23 protein-coding genes are annotated in these 20896 nt (G+C 67.0%); 16 read left to right on the top strand and 7 right to left on the bottom strand.

Going from position 1 to position 20896, the window contains the following annotated elements:
• Nucleotides 1-37 precede the first annotated feature (37 nt).
• On the bottom strand, nucleotides 38-1393 hold the full coding sequence (locus L1965_RS11340) for an ABC transporter substrate-binding protein (protein WP_235756555.1): 1356 nt from the start codon (nucleotides 1391-1393) through the stop codon (nucleotides 38-40).
• 90 nt (nucleotides 1394-1483) lie between these two features.
• A complete protein-coding gene (locus L1965_RS11345; protein ID WP_235756556.1) occupies nucleotides 1484-2542 on the bottom strand; it encodes a quinoprotein relay system zinc metallohydrolase 2 in 1059 nt (352 codons plus the stop codon).
• Nucleotides 2543-2683: 141 nt separating this feature from the next.
• On the opposite strand from L1965_RS11345, the gene pqqA reads away from it, so the two are divergent.
• The 6 genes from pqqA to L1965_RS11375 all read left to right on the top strand — a co-directional run bounded on the left by pqqA (nucleotide 2684) and on the right by L1965_RS11375 (nucleotide 6691).
• Complete coding sequence (pqqA, locus tag L1965_RS11350; RefSeq protein ID WP_076522366.1) at nucleotides 2684-2776, top strand: pyrroloquinoline quinone precursor peptide PqqA; 93 nt, start codon at nucleotides 2684-2686, stop codon at nucleotides 2774-2776.
• A gap of 70 nt (nucleotides 2777-2846) precedes the next feature.
• Nucleotides 2847-3728 (top strand): pyrroloquinoline quinone biosynthesis protein PqqB, encoded by an 882-nt coding sequence (pqqB, locus tag L1965_RS11355; RefSeq protein WP_235756557.1) that lies wholly within the window; start codon nucleotides 2847-2849, stop codon nucleotides 3726-3728.
• Nucleotides 3725-4474 (top strand): pyrroloquinoline-quinone synthase PqqC, encoded by a 750-nt coding sequence (gene pqqC, locus L1965_RS11360; protein ID WP_235756558.1) that lies wholly within the window; start codon nucleotides 3725-3727, stop codon nucleotides 4472-4474. Before pqqB ends, pqqC begins: the two co-directional genes overlap by 4 nt.
• Nucleotides 4474-4767, top strand: coding sequence for a pyrroloquinoline quinone biosynthesis peptide chaperone PqqD (gene pqqD / locus L1965_RS11365; RefSeq protein ID WP_235756559.1), 294 nt, complete (start codon nucleotides 4474-4476; stop codon nucleotides 4765-4767). Before pqqC ends, pqqD begins: the two co-directional genes overlap by 1 nt.
• Nucleotides 4764-5912: a pyrroloquinoline quinone biosynthesis protein PqqE gene (gene pqqE, locus L1965_RS11370; RefSeq protein WP_235756560.1), complete on the top strand. Its 1149-nt coding sequence runs from the start codon at nucleotides 4764-4766 to the stop codon at nucleotides 5910-5912. The genes pqqD and pqqE overlap by 4 nt, the downstream gene beginning before the upstream one ends.
• On the top strand, nucleotides 5909-6691 hold the full coding sequence (locus L1965_RS11375; protein ID WP_439332085.1) for a quinoprotein dehydrogenase-associated SoxYZ-like carrier: 783 nt from the start codon (nucleotides 5909-5911) through the stop codon (nucleotides 6689-6691). The genes pqqE and L1965_RS11375 overlap by 4 nt, the downstream gene beginning before the upstream one ends.
• 45 nt (nucleotides 6692-6736) lie before the next feature.
• Here L1965_RS11375 and L1965_RS11380 read toward each other — a convergent pair whose 3' ends face one another.
• The gene (locus L1965_RS11380; protein WP_235756562.1) at nucleotides 6737-7372 is read right to left on the bottom strand and encodes a calcium-binding protein; all 636 of its coding nucleotides are present in this window, start codon (nucleotides 7370-7372) and stop codon (nucleotides 6737-6739) included.
• A gap of 226 nt (nucleotides 7373-7598) precedes the next feature.
• Nucleotides 7599-8924, bottom strand: a complete 1326-nt coding sequence (locus L1965_RS11385; protein WP_235756563.1) for a S8 family serine peptidase — start codon at nucleotides 8922-8924, stop codon at nucleotides 7599-7601.
• 99 nt (nucleotides 8925-9023) lie between these two features.
• Between L1965_RS11385 and L1965_RS11390 the strand changes: the two genes are divergently transcribed.
• The 4 genes from L1965_RS11390 (at nucleotide 9024) to L1965_RS11405 (ending at nucleotide 13170) form a co-directional block, all read left to right on the top strand.
• Entirely contained in the window at nucleotides 9024-9515 is a 492-nt protein-coding gene (locus L1965_RS11390; RefSeq protein WP_235756564.1) for an RNA polymerase sigma factor, read from the top strand.
• Nucleotides 9516-9577: 62 nt separating this feature from the next.
• Entirely contained in the window at nucleotides 9578-10306 is a 729-nt protein-coding gene (locus L1965_RS11395) for an anti-sigma factor family protein (protein WP_235756565.1), read from the top strand.
• Between the two features lie 99 nt (nucleotides 10307-10405).
• Nucleotides 10406-11794, top strand: coding sequence for an HTTM domain-containing protein (locus tag L1965_RS11400; RefSeq protein WP_235756566.1), 1389 nt, complete (start codon nucleotides 10406-10408; stop codon nucleotides 11792-11794).
• A gap of 191 nt (nucleotides 11795-11985) precedes the next feature.
• Nucleotides 11986-13170, top strand: coding sequence for a hypothetical protein (locus tag L1965_RS11405; RefSeq protein ID WP_235756567.1), 1185 nt, complete (start codon nucleotides 11986-11988; stop codon nucleotides 13168-13170).
• Nucleotides 13171-13436: 266 nt separating this feature from the next.
• Here L1965_RS11405 and L1965_RS11410 read toward each other — a convergent pair whose 3' ends face one another.
• The 3 genes from L1965_RS11410 to L1965_RS11420 all read right to left on the bottom strand — a co-directional run bounded on the left by L1965_RS11410 (nucleotide 13437) and on the right by L1965_RS11420 (nucleotide 15748).
• Nucleotides 13437-14027 (bottom strand): ATP-binding cassette domain-containing protein, encoded by a 591-nt coding sequence (locus tag L1965_RS11410; protein WP_235756568.1) that lies wholly within the window; start codon nucleotides 14025-14027, stop codon nucleotides 13437-13439.
• Nucleotides 14017-14730 carry an ABC transporter permease gene (locus L1965_RS11415; protein ID WP_235756709.1) on the bottom strand — a complete coding sequence of 238 codons (714 nt, stop codon included), beginning with the start codon at nucleotides 14728-14730 and terminating at the stop codon, nucleotides 14017-14019. The genes L1965_RS11410 and L1965_RS11415 overlap by 11 nt, the downstream gene beginning before the upstream one ends.
• 61 nt (nucleotides 14731-14791) lie before the next feature.
• Entirely contained in the window at nucleotides 14792-15748 is a 957-nt protein-coding gene (locus tag L1965_RS11420; protein ID WP_235756569.1) for an ABC transporter substrate-binding protein, read from the bottom strand.
• A 210-nt stretch (nucleotides 15749-15958) separates the two neighbouring features.
• On the opposite strand from L1965_RS11420, the gene L1965_RS11425 reads away from it, so the two are divergent.
• From L1965_RS11425 to L1965_RS11450, 6 genes are all read left to right on the top strand, one after another.
• Entirely contained in the window at nucleotides 15959-16666 is a 708-nt protein-coding gene (locus L1965_RS11425) for a response regulator transcription factor (protein ID WP_235756570.1), read from the top strand.
• Nucleotides 16666-17847 carry an FIST N-terminal domain-containing protein gene (locus L1965_RS11430; protein WP_235756571.1) on the top strand — a complete coding sequence of 394 codons (1182 nt, stop codon included), beginning with the start codon at nucleotides 16666-16668 and terminating at the stop codon, nucleotides 17845-17847. Before L1965_RS11425 ends, L1965_RS11430 begins: the two co-directional genes overlap by 1 nt.
• Nucleotides 17837-19162, top strand: a complete 1326-nt coding sequence (locus L1965_RS11435) for an ATP-binding response regulator (RefSeq protein WP_235756572.1) — start codon at nucleotides 17837-17839, stop codon at nucleotides 19160-19162. Before L1965_RS11430 ends, L1965_RS11435 begins: the two co-directional genes overlap by 11 nt.
• 93 nt (nucleotides 19163-19255) lie before the next feature.
• Nucleotides 19256-19873, top strand: a complete 618-nt coding sequence (locus L1965_RS11440) for a hypothetical protein (protein ID WP_235756573.1) — start codon at nucleotides 19256-19258, stop codon at nucleotides 19871-19873.
• The gene (locus tag L1965_RS11445; RefSeq protein WP_235756574.1) at nucleotides 19870-20214 is read left to right on the top strand and encodes a hypothetical protein; all 345 of its coding nucleotides are present in this window, start codon (nucleotides 19870-19872) and stop codon (nucleotides 20212-20214) included. Before L1965_RS11440 ends, L1965_RS11445 begins: the two co-directional genes overlap by 4 nt.
• A 212-nt stretch (nucleotides 20215-20426) precedes the next feature.
• Nucleotides 20427-20858, top strand: coding sequence for a hypothetical protein (locus L1965_RS11450; protein WP_235756575.1), 432 nt, complete (start codon nucleotides 20427-20429; stop codon nucleotides 20856-20858).
• The last annotated feature ends 38 nt before the right edge of the window (nucleotides 20859-20896 follow it).

Consider the following 20896-nt stretch of genomic DNA (forward strand, 5'->3'; position numbering starts at 1 on the left):
CCGTCCGCGCCATCCCCGGTCTTGCGGCAGTGCCGGTCTACTTGATCGTGTCCCAGGTGTTCTGGATGCTGTCCGCGACGTCCTGGGCCGGTTTCCCGCCCACGTAATCGACCATCGCGGTCCAGAATGCACCCGCGCCGACCGCGCCGGGCATCAGGTCCGATCCGTCAAAGCGGAAAGTGCTCGCGTCCAGCAGGATCTGGCCAAGCTTTTTCTGGGTGTCGCTGTCATAGGCTTCCAGATCGACGCCGAGATGCGGGGTCAGGAAGCTTTTCTGAGTCATCCAGATCTCATGCGCGGCCGGAGTCTTCAGGAACTCGACAAAGGCCCGCGCTGCGGGGTTGTCGGACAGCACCGAAAACAGCGTTCCGCCGCCCAGCACCGGCTTGCCCATGCTGCCATCGGCCGGCGCGGGCATGTAGAAGAAATCGACATCAAGCCCGACCTCGCTTCCCTCGGGGAAGAAGGACGGCACGAAGCTGGCCTGGCGATGCATGTAGCAGGCTGGCGGGAAGTCGAACAAACCCTTCGGGCTGTCGCGGAAATCGGTCGATGCCACCGCGGCGGCGCCACCTGCGACGTAATCGTCGTTCTTCGCGAACCAGCCGAATTCCTCGATCGCGGCGATGACCTTGGGATCGTTGAAGGGCAGTTCGTTGGTGGTCCAGGCGTCATAGACCTCGGGGCTGTGCAGCCGCAGCATCAGGTCCTCGACCCAGTCGGTCGCGGGCCAGCCGGTCGCGCCGCCGGATCCCAGCCCGATGCACCACGGTGTCTCGCCATCGGCGGCGATCTGTTCGGTCAGCGCCTTCAGGTCCTCGTAGCTTTCCGGCACCTCGTAGCCGGCATCCTCGAAATTCTCGGGGACATACCAGACCAGCGACTTGACGTCGGCCTTGTAGGGGAAGGCATAGAAATTCTCGGCCCCGTCGGCCCCGGCATAGCTGCCCAGCCGGGCCCAGCTTTCGCCGGCGGCATAGTTGTCGCGCACCCATTGCGCGGTCTCTTCACCAAGCGGCGTCAGATGACCCTTCCTGGCCAGGTCGGCGGCCAGTCCCGGCTGCGGAAACACCGCGATATCGGGGGGCGATCCGGCCTCGCTGTCGATGACGATCTGCTGCTCGAAGCTGTCAGAGCCCGAGTAGTTGGCCTTCGCGCCGGTCGCTTCCTCGAAATAGGGCAGGACCGACGTGAACAGCGCCTGATCCTCGCCCAGCCACGGGCCCAGGATGGTGAAGGACTGGCCTTCCAGATCACCATGCGCTGCCTTGAAATCCTCGAGGCTCTGCCAGTTGATCCGGTCGTCGCTACCCGGTTCGATCACCATCTGGGCCTGAGCCAGCCCGGCGGTCAGGGCCGCGACGGCGGCCGTCGTCAGAAATGCTGTTTTCAAGTCGTCCTCCCTTGTCAGGCCAGAATCACGTCGGACCACTGACCGTTAACGCTATCAATCGCCAATTTTCCGGCGGCTGTCAAAGGCTTATCATTCCCACTCCAATTCCTTGTAGGCGGCGGTCGCGTTCCGCGCCACCGTCGCCGGGAACGAAGTCCAGTTACCCTGCATTTCCTTCAGTGATTCCACCATGTTGGGCACGGCTTCAGACAGAGGCGCGCCGGCGCTGATCTGCCCCCGCGCCGCCTCCGCAAGCGCTTTCAGGAACTGCGTCTGCAACATCACCGCCTCCTGCCAGCCTGACGCCACCGGACCATGCCCCGGCACCACACGCTGCGCGGGCGCGCCGGGCGGCGCTTCCAGCCATTGCAGCCATCCCAGAAGCGATCCGTCAAGTACGGGTGTCAACTTGCGGAAGATCAGGTCGCCCGAAAACAGCGTTCCGCTGATCTCGTCGCGCACCCACAGATCGTTGTCGGTATGCGCCGGATCGACCGCCTGAAGGGTCAGGACCCGGTCGCCCAGGTCGATCTGCTCGCGTCCGTTCACGACGCGGTCGGGCAAGGTCACCTCGGTTCCGATCACCTGCTCGGGCGGGAACAGCCGCGCGATGCCGTCCAGATAACCCCCCGCCCGCATCTCCAGCGCAAGGGGCAGTGCGTGATGCCCGACGACCTGCGCGCCGGCCTCGCGGAACACCGATGCGCCCAGCACGTGATCGGGATGCATATGGGTCAGGATGACATGGCTGATCGGCTTCCCGGTCCGCGCCCTGATCGCGGCGTAAAGCTGCTGGCCCTGGCGACGCGACACGCCCGCGTCGATCACCGCGACCGAATCCGCGCCGATCACCACGCCCAGATTGGCGATATGGCCATCGGCGCTGTCCTCAAGCTGGACGGGGCTGCCCGAAGACACGAAGACCCCCGGCGCAAGCGGGTGCAGTTCCAGCGCCTCCAGCCGGTCGTTTGGCAGGCAGGCATGGCCCTCGCCGGTCAGATCGGGATGCGAGGCCAGCCAGTCCGCGGCGATTCGGTCGGCCCCTGCCGCGCAGCCGGCCTGATCGCGCGCCTCTCCCTCGGGCAGCAGCATCGGCGCGCAGACCCCGGAAGACGTGGCAAGGCAGGCGGTCAAGATAAGATGAAACATTGCCGAAACTTCCTGGAACGCGGCGGAAACAGCGAAAGGACACGCGATTGCGACCTTAGTACCGTTGACGCATCGTGCCTCTCGAATATCATGAAATCCAGCCGTGAATTCTGCGGCAGAAGTTTTTGGAGGAAAAAGCTCATGGCCTGGACCAAACCGACCCTGAAGGAAATCGCCTGCGGCATGGAAATCAACATGTATGCCCCGGCCGAGGACGAGCCCGTCCTGTTCTGAACCTCAGGGAACGGACACAAGAATGGCCCTGTCCGATCGCATCGGGCAGGGCCGTTCTGTCTGAACGAACATGAAAATCATCATCCTGGGCGCCGCAGCAGGCGGGGGCCTTCCGCAATGGAATTGCGGTTGCGTCAACTGCAACGACGCCCGATCCGGCCTTGTTCCGTCGCTGACACAAAGCTCGATCGCGGTCAGCGCGGACGGGCTGGGCTGGGCGATCCTGAACGCCTCGCCTGACATTCGCGTGCAACTGGCGGCGACGCCGGCGCTGCATCCGACCGGGCCGCGCGACATGCCGCTGCGGTCCGTCCTGGTGACGAATGGCGATATCGACCATGTCGCGGGGCTGCTGACGCTGCGCGAAAGCCAGCCCTTCGACCTTTACGCCACCGCCGCGATCCACGACGCGCTTGCCGCCAACCCCATGCTGTCGGCGCTGCGCTCCGACCTGGTGCCGCGCCGGACGGTGCGGCTGGACCAGACGATCGATCTTGCCCCCGGCCTGACCGCGACGCTGTTCGCCGTGCCCGGCAAGGTGCCGCTGTATCAGGAAGGAGACGTCGTCGAGACCGGCCTGATGGGCGAAACGACGGTCGGCGTCGAACTGCGCGCCAACAACCGCCGGGCGCTTTACATCCCCGGCTGCGCCGAGATGCCGGGCTGGCTCGGCGAGCGCATCGCGGGGGCCGACGCGCTGCTCTTCGACGGCACGCTGTGGGACGATGACGAGATGATCCGCATGGGGCTGGGCCAGAAGACCGGGCGCCGGATGGGACATATGGCCGCCACCGACTCGATCGCGGCGCTGGCCGGCACCCAGATCGGTCGCCGCGTCTTCGTTCACATCAACAATTCGAACCCGCTGACCGACCCGCGCAGCGCCGAAACGGCCCAGGCCGAGGCGCAGGGCTGGCAGGTCGGCCGCGACGGCATGGAGATCACGCTGTGAAGGACCTGCAGGACCCGGCGCAATCGCGCGACGAATTCGAGGCAAGGCTGCGCGCCATCGGCGCCGAGCGCTATCACGACCGCCACCCGTTCCATGCCCGCCTGCATGGCGGCCGGTGCACGCCCGACGAGGTGCGCGCCTGGGTCATCAATCGCTGGATGTACCAGTCGCGCATCCCGATGAAGGACGCCGCCTTCATGTCCCGCGTCGAGGACCCCGATCTGCGCCGCGCCTGGCGCAAGCGGATCGAGGATCACGACGGCGGCGTGACCGACGGCGGCGGCATCCGCCGCTGGCTGGCGCTGGCCCGGGCCGTGGGTCTGGATCCCGATTATGTCGCCAGCGGCGTGGGCATCATGCCCGCCACCCGCTTTGCCGTTGACGCCTATGTGCGTTTTGTCCGCGACATGCCGCTGCTGGATGCGGTCGCCGCCAGCCTGACCGAACTTTTCGCGCCAAAGATCCACGCCCAGCGGATCGAGGGCCTGCTGGCCCATTACGATTTCGCCGACGACAGCAGTCTTGCCTATTTCCGCAAACGCCTGACCGAGGCGCCCGAGGACGTGAAATTCGGCCTCGACTACGTTCTGACCCATGCCGATACAAGGGAACGTCAGGACGCCGCCGCCGCCGCGCTGATCTTCAAGACCGACGTCCTGTGGGCCCAGCTTGACGCGCTGTGGCATGGCTATGTCGAGGGCAACATCCCGCCCGGCGCCTGGCGTCCCGGCGAGGGCATGGCCTGATGGACCCGCTGATCGCCCCCGGGGACATCCCCTACCTGCCGCGCGGCGTGCGCCTGACCGATGACCATGTGCGCGGCATCCGCGTGTTGCAGGCCCCCGAACGCGCGATGCAGCTGGACCCGATCGGCGACGCGATCCTGTCGGAACTGGACGGCGCGCGCAGCATGGCCGAGATCGCGCGGGACCTCGCCGCCCGCTACAAGGCCCCCGAAGACCAGATCGCCGACGATGTCCGTGACTTCCTGACCGGGCTGATCGAGCGGCGGATGGTCTTCGTCAAGGAGACCCCATGAAAGACCACCCCGCCCCCCACGACCCCGCGCCGCACGACATCGACGGCAATCCGGTGACGCCCGGTCTGCCGATGGCGATGCTGGCCGAAATCACCCATCGCTGTCCCCTCGCCTGCCCCTATTGTTCGAACCCCGTCGAGCTGACCCGCGCGCAAGCCGAACTGCCGGCCGAGGACTGGGCGCGGATCTTTCGCGAGGCCGCCGAGCTGGGCGTGTTGCAGGTGCACGTCTCGGGCGGCGAACCCGGCGCGCGCCGCGATCTGGCCCAGATCGTCGCCAGCGCCCGCAACGCCGGGCTGTATGTCAACCTGATCACCTCGGGCATCGGCATCACCCGCGCCCGGCTCGATGAGCTGGACCGGGCCGGCGTCGATCACGTGCAGCTGTCCCTGCAAGGCATCCGCCCCGACATGGCCGACCGGATCAGCGGTCATCCGGGATCGTGGGACAAGAAGATGGGCTTTGCCGACTGGGTCACCGAGATCGGCTTTCCGCTGACCATCAACGCGGTCGTGCATCGCCAGAACATGGACCGCCTGCCCGACATGGTCGATCTTGCCGAACGGCTGGGGGCGCGGCGCATCGAGGTGGCGACCGTGCAGTTCCACGGCTGGGCCGACCTGAACCGCGCCGCGCTGATGCCGACCCGCGAACAGGCCGCCTTCGCGCGCCGGATCGTCAACGACGCCCGCATCCGCCTGCGCGGCCGCATGGTCATCGACTATGTTCCCGCCGATCACCACGCCATCTACCCCAAGGCCTGCATGGGGGGCTGGGGCAGCACGGGGCTGAATGTCGGCCCCGACGGATCGGTGCTGCCCTGCCACGCCGCGCCCTCGATTCCGGGGATGCGGTTCGAAAATGTCCGCGACCGCAGCCTGTCCGACATCTGGCATCTCTCGGACGCGTTCAACGCCTTCCGCGGCACTGCCTGGATGGCCGAGCCGTGCCGATCCTGTGAACGCAAGACCGTGGATTTCGGCGGCTGCCGGTGTCAAGCTATGGCATTGGCGGGCGACGCGCGGGCGACCGATCCGGTCTGCTCGAAATCGCCGCTGCATGCGCAGGTGGTGGCCCGGGCCGAGGAGGATGCGGCCGCGGACACCGCGGATTTCATCTACCGGCGCATGAAAAAGGGAGGATGAACGCGATGAAGGCTTATGTTCTGGCCGCGCTTCTGCTGGCCTCACCCGCGATGGCGCAGGATAATCCCCTGCTGCCGTCCGAGACCTGGAACGACCTGCGCGATTCGGTCGTGGGGCTGACCCAGGACCCGCCGCTCGATGCGATGGCGCTGGATCTGGATGCGCCGGTGCGCGCCAATGACGCCGCGATCGTGCCGATCCGGCTGACCCAGGCGGAAGACGCGCCGCCGCTGTCGGCGCTGACCCTGGTGATCGACGAGAACCCGGCCCCGGTCGCCGCCGAATATGAGTTCGGCCCGGCGCTGATGCCGCTGGATTTCGAGGTGCGGGTGCGCGTCGATGCCTATTCCGACGTGCGCGCGATCGGCGTGCAGGCGGATGGCGGCACGGTCATGGCGGGGCGCTTCGTCAAGGCCTCGGGCGGCTGCTCGGCGCCAGCCGGCAAGGACATGGCCGCGGTCGAGGCCAGAAAGGGCGAGATGCGCTGGAAGACCGCCCTTCAGGACGGCCGCCAGATCGGCACGCTGATGATCCGCCACCCGATGTTTTCCGGGCTTCAGCGCGATCAGGTCACGCTGCTGAACATTCCCGCGAATTTCATCGACCGGCTGGATGTCCGGCAGGGCGACGAGTTGCTGTTCTCGATGCAGGCCGGCATCTCGGTCAGCGAGGACCCGGTCTTCCGCTTTGCCTATGTCCCGAACGGCCAGCCGATCCGCGTCCATGCCGAGGATGTCGACGGCAATGTCTGGGACCAGAGCTTCGACGCGGCCGGCTGAATCAAGGGCCGACGCAGCAAGGCGCTGCATCGGCCCCCTCTTGCCTTACCAGATGAAATCGTCCGCATCCATTCGTGACAGGCGGAAATCCTCGATCGTCAGGCGATGGCTTCCGGCCGATATGACCACGTCGGACCCGTTCTGGCTGGCCGCGGCGCGGATATCGGCATAGCTGCCGAAGCGCGCGAACGAGGACAGGTCGATCACGTCATCGTCGCCGTCATCCTCGAAATCGACGATCACGTCGCGACCATGGGTGAACACGAAGCGGTCATCGCCCTCGCCGCCGGTCATGGTGTCGTCGCCACGTCCGCCGTGCAGCAGGTCGTTGCCCTCGCCCCCCGACAGACGGTCGGCGCCCCATCCGCCGAACATGCGATCGTTGCCGTCACCGCCGCTCATCACGTCGTTGCCGCCACCGCCGTAGACGGTGTCGTTGCCTTCGCCGGCGCTGATCCGGTCGTTGCCGGTCCCGGTCCAGATGCGGTCGTTGCCGTCACCGCCATAGACCAGGTCATGACCGTTGCCCGACCAGATCCGGTCGTTGCCTTCACCGCCATGGACGGTGTCATTGCCACCGCCGGCGCGCAGCGCGTCGTCGCCCGACCGTCCATAGATCAGGTCGGCGACCGTTGTTCCGGTGATGCGGTTGTCGTCGTCGTTTCCACGAAATAAGGGCATGTCTCCAACTCCCAGGATGATGGCCACGTGACAGACCCGAAACACCTGGACCCTGCGCGAAGGAACCGGGTCCTGCCCGTCGCCGCGCCCTGTCAGTCCGTCCGGGCCAAGCCCGAAAGCCCCGATCCCCTGGCGTGCATCGCCACGGTGATCCCGGCTTCCCGGTCTCTGCCATGATGACGCGCGGGCGGCCCGATCATTCCATGCGACATGCGAAAGATCGCCGTCAGCGGCAGGTCTGTCGCGGCGTCACCAGGCCCTGGCCGAAGATGTCGTCGCGGCCCTCGGCGCCCAGATCGCGGGCATCGCCCAGCAGCCGCGCGCGCAAGGCGGCGTTGCTCAGTTCCGGCTCGCCCTGCAGCATCAGCGCGGCGGCGGCGCTGACGAAGGGCGCGGCATAGGATGTGCCGGTCTTGGTGCGCGCCCCGCTGATCGAGGCCGCGGTCCAGACATCCACCCCCGGCGCGGCCAGATCGATATGCGGCCCCCGGCCCGCCCGGCGATAGACGACACCCCGGCGATCGACGGCCGTCACCGCCAGAACCTGCGGATAGGCCGCCGGATAGGCGGGCGGCGCGGCCGGGCCGTTATTGCCGGCCGCGGCGATCATCAGGATTCCCTGCGCGTCCATCCGGGCAATCTGCGCCTCAAGTGCTGCGTTGCCGGGCCCGGCAAGCGACAGGTTCACGATCCGCACCTGCCTCCGGCTCAGGTAGTCCAGCGCCCGGATCAGCGAGAACGCGTCGCTGCGCTGGTCCTGTCCGGCCCGGTGAAAGGCATCCACCGCCAGCAATTCCGCTTGCGGCACCAGCCCGGGCGCGCGGCTGTCGGAATCGCCGACCAGCAGCGCGGCGACGGCGGTGCCATGAAGCAGATCCGAGGCCGGGCGCGCGTCCTGAAGCCGGTGCAGTTCGATCCGGGCACCGGCCAGCGCGCTGTGCTCGACATTCAGCCCGGTATCGACCATGCCGATGCGCGGCAGGGGCCCGCAGGATTGCGGCGTTTCCGGCCAGCCGATCATCAGGCGGGCCGGGCAGTCGATGCCCCGGCACTCCTCGCCCTGCTCGGTGCGGTAGAAATGATTGAAATCCGACCCCTCGGCCTCGGCCAGTCCGCGCACCACCGCCAGCGCCTGGTTCATGCCCAGCGCGGCGGGCTTGCGAAGCCGCACCAGCAACCGGCCGGTTCCCAGCCTGTCGCTTTCCAGGCTGTCAAAGCCCTGGGCCAGCAGGGCGGCCAGGTCGTCCTCGGCGAGGCCGCGCGCCAGGATCTCGTTCTCGGCCCGCTGCGGCAGGGGCGGCGGCGCAGCCTGTCGGCGCACGCGCCGCCGCACCGGGGCAGCGTCGTCGTCATCGTCGTCCCGGACCCGCCGGCCATCGTCGTCATCGTCATCGCTGTTCCGGGCCCGCCGGCCACCGCCGTCGTCGTCGTCATCGTCGTGGTCGTCGGCCTGCGCGACGGCGATCAGCGACACGCCGCCGGCACCGTCAGGGCGCGGCTGCGCCGTCAGCGACATGGCGCCAAGCAACAGGAACAGAACGATCTTCCGCATGGTCGGACCTCTTTACTTCCGTTTGCAGACGACTACGCTGCGATCCCAGATCAATTCCCTATGCAGCAGAAAAACGGTGCTGCCCGGTCGGAGATTGCCATGAACGCCGCCTTTGGCGAAGCCCTGATCGGGCGGCTGCCGGCGCTGCGACGTTACGCCCTGTCGCTGGCGCGACGCGCCGATGTCGCCGACGATCTGGTCCAGATCACGGTCGAGCGCGCGATCGCCGCGGCCGACAGCTATGACCCGGCATCGCGCCTCGATCCGTGGCTGTTCCGCATCACGCGCAACGCCTTCATCGACATGACCCGGCGCCAGCGGACCCGCGGGATCGAGGTCGATGTGTTCGACATGCCCCAGGCACTGCCCACGGACGGCCAGCGCCAGATCGAGGGACGCCTGATGCTGCGCGCGACCGCAGCGGCGATGCGGACCCTGCCGCCCGAACAGCGCGAGATCCTGTCGCTGGTCTGCGTGCACGAGCTCAGCTACGCCGAGGCCGCCGAGATCCTGCAGATCCCCACCGGCACGGTCATGAGCCGACTGTCTCGCGCCCGTCTGGCCCTGGCCCGCAAGCTGGGAATAGAATGACGGGCAAGGCGTAGATGTCGGATAATGTCGGATGACGCGCGAACAGGCCAGGAAACCGCAGAATGCTGATCGACGATGAAACCCTGATGGCGCTTGCGGATGGAGAGTTGGAGCACGGGATGGCCGAGCGGGTCAGGGCCGCCATCGCCGCCGACCCCGCGCTTCAGGCGCGGCTGCGGGTCTTCGTCGAGACAAGACGCGCCCTGCGCGAGACGGCGGCGCAATCCGGACCGGCACCCGGCGACGACGCGCTGATCGCCCGCATCCGCGCCGCCTCGATGGCCACGCAGCCCGCGACGGCGCCAGGCACGGCGCCGACCCTGCAGCCGGGGCCGGCGACCGTCCGGCATCCCGCCAATCTCGTCCGCCGCCCGCTTGCCGGCCTCGCGGCGGCGCTGCTGACGGTCGTCATCGGGCTTGTCTGGTGGTGGCCGGCGGGCGGCCCCGATGCGGCGATTCCCGCGTCGCAGATCGCCGCCCTGCAGGAACTGATGTCGGGCGAGACACGCGACCTGCCGGACGGCAGCCGCCTGACCATGATCGCCTCGTACCGGACCGGCGGGGGCGCGCTGTGCCGCGAATACGAAACCCATGCGGGAACACGCATGACCGTGATGGTCGCCTGCCGGAACGACGACGGCTGGACCCGGCATTTCGCCACCGACATCACCGCCTCGGAGGATTACATCCCGGCGGCGGGCGAGATCGAGGCGCTGGACGCTTTCCTGGCGCAGACCGCCGCCGGCGCGCCGCTCGGCCCCGCGCAGGAGGTCGAGGCGCTGGCCAACTGATCGCCCCGCCGGTCCCTCGCCCGCCGCCGCCGTTTCGGGAATACGCCCCCCGGTCGCCGCGTCATCCCAAACGACGCCGCATGTTGGCAGGAGGAACCGATGTCAGCCTCGCTCACAAGACGGGTGGCGGCCCGCCTGTCACAGGACGTTCCGGCGCAATCGCTGGCCGTGTTCCGCATCCTGTTCGGCGCGCTGCTGGTCTGGGATTGCTGGCGCTTCATCCGCGACGACCGGATCTGGCGCTACTGGGTCGCGCCCGATTTCCATTTCGCCTATCCGGGTTTCGCGTGGGTCAGACCGCTGCCCGAGCCCTGGCTGCAACTTGCCTGGCTGGCGCTTGGCGCAGCGGCGCTGCTGGTCATGCTGGGGCTGTTCTACCGGCTGGCGATCGTCGTGCTGACGGGGCTGTTCGCCTATTTCTTCCTGCTCGACGCGGCCGAGTATCTGAACCACTTCTACCTGGTCCTGCTTTACGCGCTGATCCTGTGCTGCCTGCCCGCGGCGCGGGTGTGGTCGCTGGACGCGCTCTTGCGGCCGACCGGGCGGACGACGGTGCCCCGCCTCTCGATCGTCATGCTGCGCGCCCAGACCGAGATCGTGCTGATCCATGCCGGGCTGGTCAAGCTGACCCCCGACTGGCTGCGCGGCCAGCCGCTGGGGATGTGGCTGCGCGAGCGGACCGAGGGGCTGTGGATCGCGCCCGCCTTCCAGCAGGACTGGCTGATCGTGCTGGCCTGCTGGGGCGTGATCGTGCTGCATGTCCTGGGTGCGCCGCTGCTGCTGTGGCGCAGGACCCGGCTTGCGGTGTTCCTGGTCTACTGCGCCTTTCACGCCGCCAATGCGTGGTTCTTCAATATCGGCATCTTCCCGTGGCTGACCATCGCCGCCAGCACGATCTTCTTCGCCCCCGACTGGCCCGCCCGCCTGCATCCCGGCCTTGCCATCCGGCCCGTCACCCCGGAACGCGGCGCGCGGGGGCCGTTGCCCGCCATCGTGCTGATCGCGGCGGGCGTCTGGCTGGCGGTGCAGGTCGCGCTGCCGGTCCGCGGCGCAGCCTTCGCCTCGGAAACCAGGTGGAGCGGCGACGGCCACCGCTTTTCCTGGCGGATGCGGCTCTTCGACCGTCAGGCGGTCGGCAGCTTCGTCGTGACCGACCGCGACAGCGGCGACAGCTGGCGCGTCGATCCCGACGCCTACCTGACCCCGCGCCAGACCGACAAGATGCTGGTCCGCGCCGACATGGTCCATCAATTCGCCAACCATCTCGCGGGTCTGTGGCGCGCGCAGGGCCACGATGTCGCCGTCCGGGCCCAGATCTGCAAGTCGCTGAACGGCCGGCCCTGCCAGCTGTTCATCGACCCCGCCACCGACCTGACCCGCGCCCGCCGCAACCTGTTCGGTCCCGATCCCTGGGTCCTGCCGCTGGACATCGCCCATTGGGGCCTCGCCGACGACGCCCGCACGGCCGGCCTGCCGCCCGGGACCTGACCCGCGCCGTCTGCCCGCCCAGGCCCCGGCAGGTCTTGCGCCTGGCGGGAGCGGGACCGTTGTGTCTTCGGCCGCCGTCGGGCATACGCAGCCCTGGATCGAAGGACAGCCGCCTGGCGGTATCGCACGCGGTTGGATCACCGACGTCGCGACCGACAACGGCGAACGACACAAGAGGCCTGAATAGCACGATGCGTTGCGTAGTTCATATTGGAACCGAGAAGACCGGAACAACCTCGATCCAGGAATCGCTAGACCGGAACGCGACACTGCTGGCCGCAAGCGGCGTCCATTATCCACCGGTCCTGATGAACGGCAGGCACGCCAGAATCGCGTGTTACGCGATGGATTATGACACGGCGGACCGGCGAAAAAGACAATTCGGCCTTCTGGACAAGGCCTCGACGGACGCGTTCCGGAAATCCTTCGAAATGCAGTTCGAGAAGGCTCTGGATAAAAACTGCGAGACGGTTCTGATCGTCAACGAGCATCTGAGCCGGCTTCGCAACGTCACGGAAGTCGAAAGGCTCAGGAAATTCCTGTCTCGCCACTTCGATGACATCAGGATCGTTGTCTATCTGAGACGTCAGGACAAGCTCATGAGAAGCATGTACTCGACAAGGATCAAGATCGGCCTGACAAGCGACGAGGTCTTTCCTGCGCGGCCAGAGAACCGGAACTCCGTTTACACGCATTATGATTTCCGCCGGATCCTGGATTTGTGGACCAGGGTCTGGGGCCGGGATGCGGTCACTCCGCGCATCTTCGAGCGGGATCTTCTGATCGGCAGGGATGCGCTTTCGGACTTCCTGCATCTTGCGGACGTGACGCCACCGAAAGGTTTCGTCCCCGTGCGCGCCAATGAAAGCATTTCGCCTCAGGCACTTGTCGCGATCCGCGAGATCAACAAGCATCTTCCGAAGGAATGGAAATATCGTGGCGATATCGGCCGCATTGCCTCACGCTGCTTCCCCGGCGATGGAATACCCGTATCGCGACGGGAATCGTGCGAGTTTCTGTCGCATTTCGAGGATGGCAACGATCACGTCGCGCGCGCGTTCTTCGATCGCGAAAAGCTGTTCGACCCGGTCAGGGAGGACGAGTTCGACGGTGCCGACAAGGCTGAGGAAATATCCCTGACGGTTCCCGACATGGCCAGCATATTCGCAAAGCTGTGGGCCCAGTCTGCCGTTCAGAAGAATGCGCTGACGGCCGAAAGAAATCAGGCCCGGCAGCAGAAGAGAAGACTGGCCGCCGGATTGGATCGTGCGCTTGAAGAGAAACAGCGGTTGATCGCCGAGCGGGACCGGGCCATCCGCCATCCCTTCAGAACGCTGTGGAGCAGGCTCAGGAACAGACTCCGGAAACCCCGCTAGGCCGGCCATTGTCCCGGCCTGTCCGGGCCTCGGCCAGGTCCGACGCGCGAAGACGCGCGCGTCGCGTCAGGCGGTCAGGGTTGCCTCTGCCCTCTTCGTTGAGCGTTCGTTAACCGGGGGTGCGCAAGCTGTGTACGCGCTGTGCACGGGTGGTGCCCGTGCGGTGCCTGCGCTGTGCGATGCAAAACCCTGCAATTGCTGGCCCAGGTCGCGCCGCCCCCGTTGCGCGGCATGACGCAACGCTCGCGGCCGTTGCGCGCCACGGCCTAGTCCGCGCGCAAGGTTGCGGGTGATCCGGTCAGGCGCAGCGGGCGGGCGCCCAGGCGATCCGGCTCGGCCTCGTCATGGGTGACAAGGATCAGCCCGGCGCCGCTGCGGTCCAGCAGCTCTGCGGTCAGCCCGATCATCCGCGTTGCCGTTTCAGGATCGAGGCTGGCGAAGGGCTCGTCCATCAACAGGATGTCGGGCCGGGCAGCAAAGGCGCGGGCCAGCGCCAGCCTGCGCTGCTGGCCCAGCGACATCTGCCGGGGAAACCGCGTCTCCTGCCCATCCAGCCCCAGCCGCGCCATCAGATCGCGCCCGGTCTGGACATCGCAACCCGTTGGGATAGTGATGTTTTCCAAAGCCGTCCGCCACGGAAGAAGGGTCGGTTCCTGAAACACGACGGCCAGCCGGTCGTCGCCCGAAAGGCAACCCTCGAAGTCCGGGTCAAGCCCGGCGACGATCCGCAGCAGCGTCGATTTGCCGATCCCCGATGGGCCCAGGACCGCCACGCGCTGGCCGCGCCCGACCTGCAGCGCGACCGTGCCCAGCACCGCCCGGCCGCCAAGGGACTTGCCGCGCAGGTCAATCCGCATCGCGCCTCCAGCGGTTTGCGCGCGCCTCCCACGGGCGCAGCACGGCCAGGTCGATGGCCAGCATCACCGCCACGAAGGACAGCGCCCATGCCAGCACGCCAGCCACGTCGAAGCTGGAGAAAAGCAGGTGGATCTTGAACCCGACCCCGTTGGAACGGCCCAGGAACTCGACCACCAGAACGATCTTCCAGATCAGCGAAATCCCCGCCCGCGCCGCCGCCGCGACATGCGGCGCCAGCTGCGGCAGGACCACATGCCGCAGCCGGTCCAGTCGCGACATGCGGAAAGCGGTTGCCATGTCGTCCAGATCGGGCCGCAACGCGCGTGCGCCCTCGCGCAGCATGACCGTCACGACCGGGATCTTGTTCAGCGCGACCGCGGCGATCGCGGCGATCTCGTTCAGGCCGATCCAGATATAGGCCAGCACGATCACGACCAGCGCCGGGATGTTCAGCGCGATCACCAGACCGGGATTCAGCCAGTGGTCGGCAGTGCGCGACCGGCCCATCCACAGGCCCAGAGCGACGCCGACCGTCATCGCCAGTCCAAAGCTGGCCAGCACCCGGAACAGCGTCATGCCCGCATGGAACCACAGCTCGCCCGAAGCCGCGATGTGGCCAAGCCTCGCCGCCACCGCGCCCGGACCGGGCATGGTGCGCGGATTGTCGATGAGCCACGCCACGACCAGCCACAGCGCCAGCATTGCCACCAGCGACGCAAGCCCCGGAAGCGTGCCGGGGCTTTGCCCGGGATATCGGCGCGTCCTACTCACCCGTCCAGAACAGACCCTCGGGCAGCTCGGTCAACCCGCCGGTCAGATCGGTCCCGCCCAGCTCGGCCATCACCGCGAACATTTTCTGCGCGCCGGCCGGATCGACCGGGCCATCGGGCGGGACGCCTTCGCGCCAGCCCTCGCGCAGGGCCCGGAACTCGGCGTCGTTCGCGGCATTCATGATCGGCCTGATATCATCCCAGGCGGCATCGTCCGACGCCAGCAGCGCCTTGGCCTGCCGCGATGCGCGCGCAAGGCCTGTCGCAAGATCGGGGTTCTCTGCGATCCAGGAATCGCGCAGCACATAGCCCAGAAGCGGGGTTGAAGGATCCAGCCCCAGATCGGATGCGGCCTGCGAGACAGCCAGAACCTCGCGCATGCCCGCGGCCTTCATCCTGGCCAGGAAATGCCAGAAATTGATGGCGCCAGCCACCTGCCCTGTCTCGGCGGCGGACTGGATGACGGGTGGAGCGCCGAAGACCTGCTGCGTCACGTCGGCCAGGTCCTCGGCGTTCCGTTGCCTGCTCCAGGCGCGCAGGATCAGCCAGCTCTTGTCCACGGGACCACCCGCGATGCCGATCTTGCGGCCGGCCAGGTCGCCCGGGACGCGCACATCGCTGTCGCCAGGCACGACCAGGCCACCCACGGCCGTCGAATAGGGCAGGAAGGTGAAGTCCGCGCCTGCCGACCGCTGCTGCGCGACCCACAGCCAGTCCGACACGATGCTGTCCACCGCGCCGCCCTGCATGGCGATCTGTGTCGCGGGATTCCCGGCCAGCGGAATCACCCTCAGCCGGAAGCCATTCTCGCGGTCCAGCCCGCGATTCGCGATGGTCCTCAGCTCCCAGTTGACGGTGCCATTTTCCAGCGTGCCGATGGTGATCGTGGCGTCCTGGGCCATGGTCCAGGACGCCATCAGCGGTGAGACAAGCCAAAGGGCGGCCAACATCGCGGCCACCTTCGCGCGCGTCATGCCCATGCCGTTTCCTCCCCGAAACACCTCGAGGCTTGCACGGCGCCTGTCTGCTCACAAGAGCGCGCGCATACGACCTTGGTCGTGCATCCAGACTTGCTTTAACGGCATCCCGAACTACAATCCCGAAACAATGTTGCGGCTTACGGGGGCAGGTCGTGGCAAACATATAGGGGAGGAGCCACCATGACCGCCGCTGCCATGCAGGCGCGACAGTCCGGCACGCCGCGGACAAGCGCGGACCAGGTCCGCGAAATCCTGATCGTCGATGATCATCCGTTGATGTGCGACGCGCTGGCGCTGACGCTGAAGATAAGTTTCGGGCTGAAGAACGTCCGCACCGCCCGCAGCCTTGCCGCCGCCGTCGAGCAGATCAGGACACAGGGCGCACCCGACGCGGTGATCCTTGACCTGAACCTGCCGGATGCACGGGGCGCCGAAGGCATCGTCGCGCTGCGACGGCAACTGCCCGAGGTGCCGATCACGATGATCTCGGCCGATCTTGAGACCGCGATGATCTCGGCGGCGATGGCCGCCGGGGCCCAGGGCTACATGAGCAAGTCGCTGAGCCGCGAGGCGCTGGTCGACAGCCTGCGCCGGATGTGGAACGGCGAACATGTCACGCCCGAAGGCTACGAGCCCGACAAGGCCAATGCCGAGGATCAGGCGAAGGCCGAGCTGGCCCGCCGCTTCGCCACGCTGACACCGCAGCAGATGCGCATCCTGCGGTTGATCTGCCTGGGCAAGGCGAACAAGGAGATCAGCTTCGAATTGTCGATCGCCGAAGCCACGGTCAAGACCCACATCACCGCGATCATGTCCAAGATCAATGCCCGGCGCCGCACCCAGGCGGTGCTGCTGGCAAACACGGTCCGGCTGTTCGAGGCCGGCTGATGGATACCGGCCCGGCCGCGAAGGAGGGCGCCGCCGGGCCGGTGGCCGTGCAGGCCGACCGTGGCGGGCCGGATACGGTCCCCGTCCTGCTGGCCGGCCTGCGGGCCGCCTCGCCGGCGCTTGTGCTGATCTTCGGGGAACAGGGCGACGGACTGGCGCAGCTTGACCGGGACATGCGCTCCGGGCTACCGGCGGGTTGCATCGTCACCGGCTGTTCCTCGGCCGGCGAGATCGGCCCTGATGGATATGCGTCCGACAGCGTGATCGCCATCGGCTTTCCGGCCTCTTGCTTTCGGGCCCGGGCGGTGGTTCTGGACAATCTTTCCGCTCTGCCGGTGTCCGAGTGGATGGCCGCCCTGCGGCGGATGCATGCGGAATTTGCGCCCGATCCGCGCCGATCAATGTTCGGGCTGCTGCTGGTGGACGCCATCGCCGGGCAGGAGGATGCGCTGGTCGCGACCATCGACGCCGCATTGCCCTCGGTTCCGACGCTTGGCGGATCGGCCGGTGACGGTCTGGATTTCCGGCACACCTCGCTGCTGGCCGACGGCCGGGCGATCTCGAACGCCGCCGTGTTCATGCTGGTCGAGACCGATCTGGCCATCGACGAGGTGACCTTCGCGCATTTCAGCCCGACCGGCACCCGCGCCGTCGTCACCGCCGCGATCCCCGAAAAGCGCCGCATCCTGGAACTGAACGCCGAACCCGCGGCCGAGGAATACGCCCGGATCGTCGGTATTCCGTGCGACCGGCTGACCCCGACCGAGTTCGCCCGTCACCCGCTGTTGCTGCGGGTGGGGCGGCGGCATCATGTGCGCGCGATCAGCGCGCTGACCGATGATGGCGGGCTGTCGCTGATGTGCTCGATCGACACCGGAACCGTCCTGACACTGGGGCGGGCCGAGGACCTGATCGAGGGTTTCGCCAAGACACTTGAGGCGCTGCCGCGTCCGCCCCTGATGGTTCTGGGTTTCGACTGCATCCTGCGCCGACTGGCGCTTGAGCGGGCCGGCCTCATCCGGACAATGTCCGACCTGTTCACCCGCTATCGCGTGTCGGGGTTCAACACCTACGGCGAACAGCATTGCGGGATGCATGTGAACCAGACCTTTGTCGGGCTCGCCTTCATGACCCCCGCCCCGCCAGGCGACAATCCGCCCAGAGATCCTGATGCTGCGTGACGACGACCCGCCGGAACGGCAGGTCGCGAAACTGCGGCGCATCAACGAGGTGCTGATCGACCGCATCGACCGGCTGGAGGAATCGCGCGGCTCGGGATGGTCGATGTTCCAGGCCGCCGTCGCGCTGGAGCAAGAGGTGCTGACGCGCACGAGACAGCTTGAAAAGGCGATGGCAGACCTGTCACAGCGCAACCGCGAACTGGCGGTGGCGCGCGCCGCGGCCGAAGAGGCAAACCGGTCGAAGACGCGGTTCCTGCGCGCGGCCAGCCACGATCTGCTTCAGCCGCTATCGGCCGCGCGGCTGTTCCTGTCCGCCCTGACCGACACGCCGATGGATGCGCAGCAGCAGGAACTGACCCAGCGGCTTTCGGGTGCCTTCGAATCGGTCGAGCAGTTGATGCACGCGGTCCTCGACATCTCGCGCCTCGACAGCCAGCGGATCGAGTTTGACCGCCAGCCCGTCCCGCTGGGAGAACTGTTTCGCAGGCTCGCTGCGGAATATGCGCCACTTGCCGAGGCCAAGGGGCTGCGGCTCAGCTTTGTTGCGACCGACCTGGTGGTGGAAAGCGATCCGGTCTTCCTGCGGCGGATCGCGCAGAACCTGGTCTCGAACGCGATCAAGTATACCAATCGCGGCGGGGTGGTGGTCGGCGTGCGGCGGCAGGGGCCGACCTGCTGGCTGTGTGTCCATGACAGCGGCGTCGGCATCCCGGCGGTGGACCGCAACCGCATCTTCGACGAGTTCCAGCGGCTGGGCAACGACAGCGGCACGCCGGGCATGGGGCTGGGCCTGTCGATCGTGCGCCGGGCCTGCAGCAAGCTGGGCCATCCGATCAGCCTGGAATCCGAGGCGATGCGCGGCACGGTCTTCAAGATCGGCCTGCCACGGGTCGAGGGCGGCGATGTTGACCGCCGGACAAAGCCCCCGGACGCCGCGATGTTGGCGCTGCGCGGACGCGTCGCGCTGGTGGTGGAAAACGATCCCGACATGAGGCGGGGCTACGAGATGATCCTGAAAGACCGGCTGGGCATGGTGCCGCGCGTGACCGGAGGTACCGCCGAGGCGGTCGCCACGATGGGCGAAGAGCCGCCGGACGTGATCCTCGCCGATTACAGCCTGGAAAACGGCGATACCGGCGTGAGCGCGATCGTGACCCTGCGGGCCATGGCTGGCCGCGCGGTGCCCGCCGTCATGGTCACAGCCCATCGCGACCCCGAGATCGCCAGGACCTGCGCGGCAATGGGGGTCTATCTGATGGAAAAACCGGTGCGCCCGGCCGAGCTGGGCGAGGTTCTTGGCCGGCTGCTGACCTGAGGCCTGCGACCTAGGGCTGAGCCACGCGGCGGCAGGGCTTGCCCTTGACGACAAGCGGCGCAACTCTGTTGGCGACCTATGGGAGGAAGATTCATGAAACGCGTCCTGGCTATCGCTCTGTGCCTGTCGGGCCTTGCCCTGCCTTCGGCCCTTTCGGCAGGCGAGGCAGGCGACGCGGTCTTCGCCGACCGTGGCCCGTGGGCTCTGGGCCAGGGCGAAATCACCTGGTCGCTGCATGTCGAGGGTCCCCCGGCGCCCGGCTTCCTGCCCATCGATGACGGTCTTGTGACGCTGACCGAGACGATCGACCCCTCGGACCAGCAGCCGGTCCTGCAGGTGATGCAGAAAACCGATGCCCGCACGCGCAAGATCGGCCCGTTCCCGATCTCGGGCGGCGATCCGGTGCTGGTCTTCTTTCTGGAACAGACCGCCCGCGACATGGCCGCATTGACCGGCGGCAGCCCTTTCTACATCCGCAACCGAATCAAGGATGCGGTGTTCCGGGGCGGCCGGCTGAGCCGCGAGGGCGAAAGCGCGACCGCGGTCTTCAGCCCGTTCGAGGACGACCCGAATGCAGACCGGATGCAGGGATTCCAGACGCTGATCCTGAGCTTTCGGCTTGACGAAGCCGACAAGGCCCCGATCCGCGAGATGCTGGCCCGGACGGACGGCGACGTGCCCGGCTATGTGAACCGCATGGTGCGGCAATGATCGGCCGTGCGGCAATTCTTGCGCTGGCAGGCTGGGCCATCGGGACGGGTGCGGGGGCGCAGGGCGTGAACGACTATCCGACCAACGCGCGGGCCGAGTATGTTTTCACCTGCATGGCGACCAACGGGCAGAACCGCGAGATGCTGGACCGCTGTTCCTGCGGGATCGACCAGATCGCCTCGATCCTGCCCTACGCGGCCTATGTCGAGGCCGAGACCGTGCTGCGGATGCAGCAGATGACTGGCGAGCGGGCTTCGATGTTCAAGAGCATGGCGCAGATGAACGAGATCGTCGCCGAACTGCGCCGGGCAGAGGCAGAGGCCGAGATCATCTGCTTCTAGGCGACCGCGATTTCGGAACAGATGGACGCCCGGGTCCGGCGGGTTCGGCGGCCTCGGGGGCGATCATACTTTACCGAAATATTCATATAATAATTGGACGGTTATTCATTTATTGTCCAAGTATTGTCCAAGAATGAAAACAATACGAATCGCTCCGATTTATGGCATGATATCCTTGCTCAGCAATCTTGCCGGTAGTGGAGGATTCAGGAATGGCCGAAAAGACGGAGACCGAGAAGACGCTTGAAATGCGGGTGGCCGAGCTTGAGGACAAGCTGAAGGGAATGCAGGTCACCGAAGATGAAATGAAGGCCTACAACAAGGTCGCATCGCTCATGGCCGGCGGCGCGGGCGCCGCAACGGCCGCGACGGCGGGCACGAACGAACTGACGCCGCACCCCGACAGCTGTGTCGTCCAGCAATGCGTTCGGCCTTGCGTCGTCCAGCAATGCATCCGCGCCTGCACGGTGCGGGCCTGCACCGTGATCCATCCCTGCGTGGTCCAGCAATGCACGGTCGTGCAGCAATGCACGATCCGCGCCTGCACGATCATTCAGGACTGCATCAATGAATGCGGCGGCGGTTGCGCGCCGGGTGGCGGTGGCTTCAGCGGGAGCGGCGGCTTCGGCGGGCTTGGCGGATAGATGTGACCGGCCGGGATGTCCGGCCCCGGGCCGCGGAG

The organism is Paracoccus salsus (assembly GCF_021556615.1).
Lineage (GTDB): Bacteria > Pseudomonadota > Alphaproteobacteria > Rhodobacterales > Rhodobacteraceae > Paracoccus > Paracoccus salsus.